The organism is Micromonospora foliorum, assembly GCF_022229015.1.
In the GTDB taxonomy this organism is placed as follows: Bacteria; Actinomycetota; Actinomycetes; order Mycobacteriales; family Micromonosporaceae; genus Micromonospora; species Micromonospora foliorum.
In genome coordinates this window covers 1-5,144 of the sequence record NZ_JAKKFF010000432.1, presented here as the reverse complement: position 1 = coordinate 5,144, position 5,144 = coordinate 1, and the positions used below count along the sequence as shown (strand labels likewise).

Below are 5,144 nucleotides of genomic sequence, written 5' to 3'. Positions count from 1 at the left end.
CGACCGCGCACCCGCCGACGCGCTGACCGCGAAACCGCCGACGCGCGGACAGCGCGCCCGCCGAGACCGCGCCGCGACCGGCCGGTCACGGCGGTGTCGTCACCAGGACCGGCCCGGTGTACGGCGAGGTGCCCACGACGTTGAACGACCGGATCCGGTAGTGGTACGTCACGCCCCGGGCCAGCCCCGTGTTGGTGAAGCCGCGGCCGGTCACCGTGAAGGTGGCCACCTCCTGCTCGAAGGCCGGGTCGAGCGCCCGCTGCACGGTGAACCCGGCCCCCGGGCCACCGGGTGTGCTCGCCGCCCAGGCCAGGATCACCGTGGCGGTGTCCGGCCCCGGTGCGCTGGCGGTGGCGCTCACCCCGCTCGGGGTGCCCGGCGCGGGTGGTGAGGTCACCGTGGCGACCGTCGACCACGCCGAGGCGGCGCCCAGGTAGGTGGTCCGCACCCGGTAGTAGTACGTGGTGTCCGGTGCGACCGTCGTGTCCAGGTGGTTGTCGCCGACCCCGATCGCCGTGGTGCCCGGGCCACTGGTGAACGTCGGGTTGGTGGCCCGCTGCACGTCGATGCCGGTGGCGAACGACCGGTTCGTCCAGCGCAGCGCCACGCGCAGCGGGGCGGCTGGCGGAAGCGTCGCGACCAGACCGCTCGGCGCGGCCAGGTGCACCGCTGCGGGCACCCCGTTCGACCAGGACGAGTAGCTGACCGCGTTCTCCGCCCGGATCCGGTAGTGGTAGGTCACCCCGGGGGTGACGGTCGCGTCGGTGTAGCGGGTGGCGGCGGCCGCGACGGTGATCGTGGTGACCTCGCCGCCGAAGGTCGCGTCGGTGGCCCGTTGCAGCAGGTGGCTGGTGGCGGGTGGTCGCCCGCCGTTGCTGGTCCAGGCCAGCGTGATCGCGGGCAGCGCGGTGGCCGAGCCGGGCACCGGTGTGGCGGTCAGTCCGGTCGGCGCCTTCGGCGCCACCCGCAGCACCAGCGGTCGGGACATCCCGCCGTCGCGGTGGCCGGCGAGCTGGCTGTGCCAGCGGTACTCCCAGCCCAGGTTGACGAGGTGGTTGACCACCGTGGCGGGTCTCCCGTCGGCCGGGCTGACCGGCGTCGACCCGGTCCGCGCCCCGGCCGGGCGACCCGGGTCGAGCAGCCGGACGCTGTCACCCAGCTTGAACGGCAGCACCGGCGCGACCGGGCGCAGCGCCACCACCACGTCCTCCCGGGGGTTGACCCGGATGATTCCCTTCCAGCCCAGCTCCGTGCCGTGTGGGAGTCGCAGCGTGCCGTCCCAGCCAACCCGGTTGATCACCTGCACGTCGCAGCCGCCGACGTGCAACGGCTCGGTCTGCCGGACGTTGCCGCTGATCCGCCAGAGCTGCGTGCCGTCGGTGGGGGCGCCCACCGGCACGGCGGGGTCGGTGGTGAAGAGCACCTCGGTGGCCGGGTCGGTCGCACCGAGCGGCAACGTCGTCGGGTTGAGCGGCCCGGCGTGCGGGTGCCCGACGCCGAGGCGGCCCGCCAGCCGGCCGTGGTCCGGCTCGAAGATCTGCTGTGCGGCCTTGACCGTGATCGGCAGGGTCACCGGGCCGGTGCCGGCCGTCGGCGTGAACGTCACAGTGGTGGCGTGCACCGGCACCGTCGTCTGCGCCGGGGTCCGGGTGCCGAACGCCGGGTCGTACGCCGGCTGCGGGACGATCGGCGGGCGCTGGCTGGCCGCGTACGCCCGGGGTAGCCGTTCCCGCAGCCGGCTCAGGTCGTACGGCGGCGCGGGCGTTCCGGTGACCCGGAGCTGGAGCAGGGTGCGGGTGTTCGGGCCGTACCCCGGTTCGGTCCGGGGCGGGCCACCCTCGGTGCTGCGGTCCGGGGCGTCGGTGTGCTGGTCGTAGCGGGGGTCGAAGCCGGGCAGTGGGGCCGGGGCGTCGTTGTACAGGATCAGCGTGCTGCCCGGCGGTACGGCGGAGAAGTCGACGAGCACATCGGCCCGCTCGCCCGGGGCGAGCAGCAGGGTGTGCCCGTCGACGTTCAGCACGGTCGGGTCGAGCCGGTCGTAGCGGTAGCCGATCGGTCGGTTCGGCAGCACCACCGGCGCGGGCAGGAGGCCGGCCTCGTTGCCGATCTGGATGAACTCCGGGCCGGCGGCGCGCGGGTCCGGCACACCGCCGTCGCGTCCGTCGGTCGGCCACCCCGCCGGACGGTCCGCCGCGCGCGCGGCGGGCACCATCGGCACCTCACCGGCGTCGGGGTCGGTGAGCGCCCCGTCGGCCGTCCACATCGCCGCGTCGGAGCAGGCGCGGTAGAGCTGGAGGTTGAGGCTGCGGTCCAGGCAGGCGTTGAGGATCCGGAACCGGTACGCGCGTGGTCGCACCTCCAGGTACGGGTAGGCGACGCCGTTGACGAGCGGGGTGTCGCCGTACGCCTCGGGGACGGCTGACGGGTGCGGTACGCCGGGGTTCGCCGGCGGCTCGTCCGGCGCGCCGACGGGGTCGTGGTACGGGTTCGGCACCCAGCCGTCGGGGCGGGCGTCGTCCGGGGCGGAGCTGCGGGACCAGGGGCCGTAGTCCCATCGGCCGGTCGGGTTGCGTCCGCCGGACCGGTACGGGTTCTGCCGGGGTTGGTAGACGTGCGGGTGCCAGAGGCTTCCCCGGGCGCCCCAGCGTTCCCGGTCCCAGGTCGGGTCCTCGGCGGCGAGTTGGGTGTCGTCCGGGACGAACGTCTTGTCCTCGATCACCAGGGGCACCTGGTCGGCCGGCAGCACCGCGTCGGCGACGAGCTGGTCCTCGGCCGGGTCGGTGAGCAGGTAGAGCCCGAGCTGTCCGCCGTAGACGGTGAGCCGGGCCAGGCCGAGGGTGTTGTCGTGGAACCACAGCAGCCGGCCGCTCTGCTCGTTCGGGAAGTAGAGGGTGGTGGCCCCGGCGCCGGGTGCCGGCATGTCCGGCACGTGGGCCAGGCCGGGCCCGGTCGGGTACGGGGTGATTTCCCCGGCCGGGGTGACCCACTGCCCCGGGTTGCCCGCGCTGGTCCAGCCGGTCTGCGCCCCGGCCAGGTGCAGTACGGCCCGGTTCTGCGGGTACGGCGCCGGCCCGTCCAGTGGGCCCAGGCCGGCCCCCTCGACGGTGTCGTCGACCGGCAAAAACAGTTCGCCGGCCCGACCGGTGGGGAGCTGGTTGATGAACTTCACCCGGACCGGTCGACCCCGACGGGCGCGGATCATCGGCCCGAGGTGCCAGGGGCGCTCCGGAGGCACCACCGTGTTGTGTCCGGCCGGGTCGGTGCCCAGGTTGAGCTGCCGGTAGCCGCGCAGCCGGGTGGCCGGCAGGTCCCGGTGCAGCCGCTGGGCGTACTCCTGGAGGCCGATCTCGTAGTAGTCGCAGCCCGGGTAGCTGATCGTGTCCGGAGCTGCCACCGGCAGCTGGCTGCCGAGGTCGCCGCGACCCGGTTGGCCGGGGAGGGGCAGCGGGTCGACGAACTTGCGCAGCCCGGTCCCGGCTGCCAGCTGCCCGTCGGGGTCCCGCGTCGGGCGAGGGCTGTGGGCGAAGTTCGGCACCGGGCCGAAGTAGCGGGGCACGACGGCCGGATCCAGGCTCGGCGTGACAACAGCATCCTCGGCGGTACGCGCGGCCGGCACGGACACCGCCCGGCCGTTGGCGCTGGCGTCGGTGTGGCGGGTGGTCCGCTCGAAGAAGGTGGAGCGGAGTCTGCGGAACATCGCCATGACTCTCCCCAGTTCGGGGCGCGAGGTCCGCCACCCCGGCGTGGGAACCTCGGCACTCTGCTGACGGTCGGTGAGCGCTCAACCGCAGCATGCGACTCCGGCGGCCGGTTAGGAATTACCCAATCGTCCGTTTCTGCGATGGGTCTCGCTTGGCGAGACCCTGGTCAGCCCGATGACGGCGGGCCGGGGCGCTCGGGCTGGCAGACCGGGCACCAGTAGGTGACCCGCTCGCCCAGCTCCTCCTTGCGGATGGCGGTGCCGCAGCGACGGCAGGGCTGGGCGCGGCGGCCGTACACGTAGCTGGTCTGCCCCCGGTGCAGCGAGCCGGTGCTGCTCTGCGTCCACCGACCCCGGTTGGCGGCGAGCAGCCGCTGGGCGAGGGCCACCAGGCCCGGCAGGTCGGGCACCCCGCCGACCGGGGTCCACGGCGACACGCCGCGCAGGAACAGCACCTCGCACTTGTAGAGGTTGCCCACGCCGGCCAGGTTGCGCTGGTCGAGCAGCGCCTCGCCGATGGTCTGCTCCGGGTGGTCGGCGAGTCGACGGACCGCCTCGGCCGGGTCCCAGTCCGCGCCGAGCAGGTCGGGGCCGAGGTGGCCGACCAGTTGGTCCTCCTCGGCGGTCGGCGCCAGGGCCAGGTCGTGCAGGTGGTAGCCGACCGCCACAGCGCCGAGGCTGCGCAGCACCACCCGGATCAGGTGCGCGGGTCGGCCGCTCCAGCGTTCCCCCGGGGCGTACGCCCGCCAGGCGCCGTCCATCCGCAGGTGGGAGTGCAGGGTCCAGTGCTCTCCGGTCGGGGCGCCGAGCCGCAGCAGCAGGTGTTTGCCCCGGCTGGCTGACTCGCGGACCGTCCAGCCGGTGAGGTCCGTGGTCGCCAGCTGCGGCACCCGGAAGTCACTGCCGGAGATCCGCGCGCCGGCCAGCGCGCGGTGCAGCACGCGCGCGGTGTTCCAGACGGTGTCGCCTTCGGGCACCCTGCCATCCTCCCTCTTTCGAGCAAGATTCGCATGTGTCGCTATTTGTACACAGGTTCCTCATGATCTCCTGACATGCGAAGGTCAGGGGGTTCTGAGGAGAATGCCCATGACGCGACCGCGTTGTCGTATCCCATCCGTCGCCCTCATCGCCACCCTCTCCCTCCTGCTCGCCGCAGCGCTCCTGCCCACTCCCGGCACTGCCCCGGCCGCATCCAGCGGTGCCCCGATCGCCCTCGTCGCCGCCGCACCCGGCGACGAACGGTGGAGCGCCGACCTGACCATCGTCGACCGCGACGATGTCAACGTGCGGCGCACCGCCGCCGGCCTACGCCTGCGCGAGGTCCGGCCCCCCGGGCGTGGCGCCCGCAGCCCGCACAGCGCGGTCGCCGAGGGGATGCTGCTGACCGCTCCCCGCACCCTCACCCGACCGGCCACCCGGGTCCGCGCCGAGATCAAAGCCGCCG

Annotated in this window: 2 protein-coding genes and 1 pseudogene; 1 reads left to right on the top strand and 2 read right to left on the bottom strand. The window is 74.1% G+C overall.

Going from position 1 to position 5,144, the window contains the following annotated elements; translation table 11 throughout:
* Positions 1-85 precede the first annotated feature (85 nt).
* Both PSH25_RS26665 and PSH25_RS26660 read right to left on the bottom strand, forming a co-directional pair.
* On the bottom strand, positions 86-3,703 hold the full coding sequence (locus tag PSH25_RS26665) for a hypothetical protein (RefSeq protein WP_238661652.1): 3,618 nt from the start codon (positions 3,701-3,703) through the stop codon (positions 86-88).
* A gap of 164 nt (positions 3,704-3,867) precedes the next feature.
* Entirely contained in the window at positions 3,868-4,677 is an 810-nt protein-coding gene (locus PSH25_RS26660) for a DNA-formamidopyrimidine glycosylase family protein (RefSeq protein ID WP_238661651.1), read from the bottom strand.
* Positions 4,678-4,786: 109 nt separating this feature from the next.
* Here PSH25_RS26660 and PSH25_RS26655 point away from each other — a divergent pair.
* Positions 4,787-5,144: pseudogene (locus PSH25_RS26655) on the top strand (hypothetical protein); the annotation flags it as partial.

What these genes read in the sequence shown, in the direction of transcription:
- PSH25_RS26665 (WP_238661652.1), bottom strand. Translation starts at nt 3,703, where the DNA reads ATGGCGATGTTCCGCAGACTCCGCTCCACCTTCTTCGAGCGGACCACC.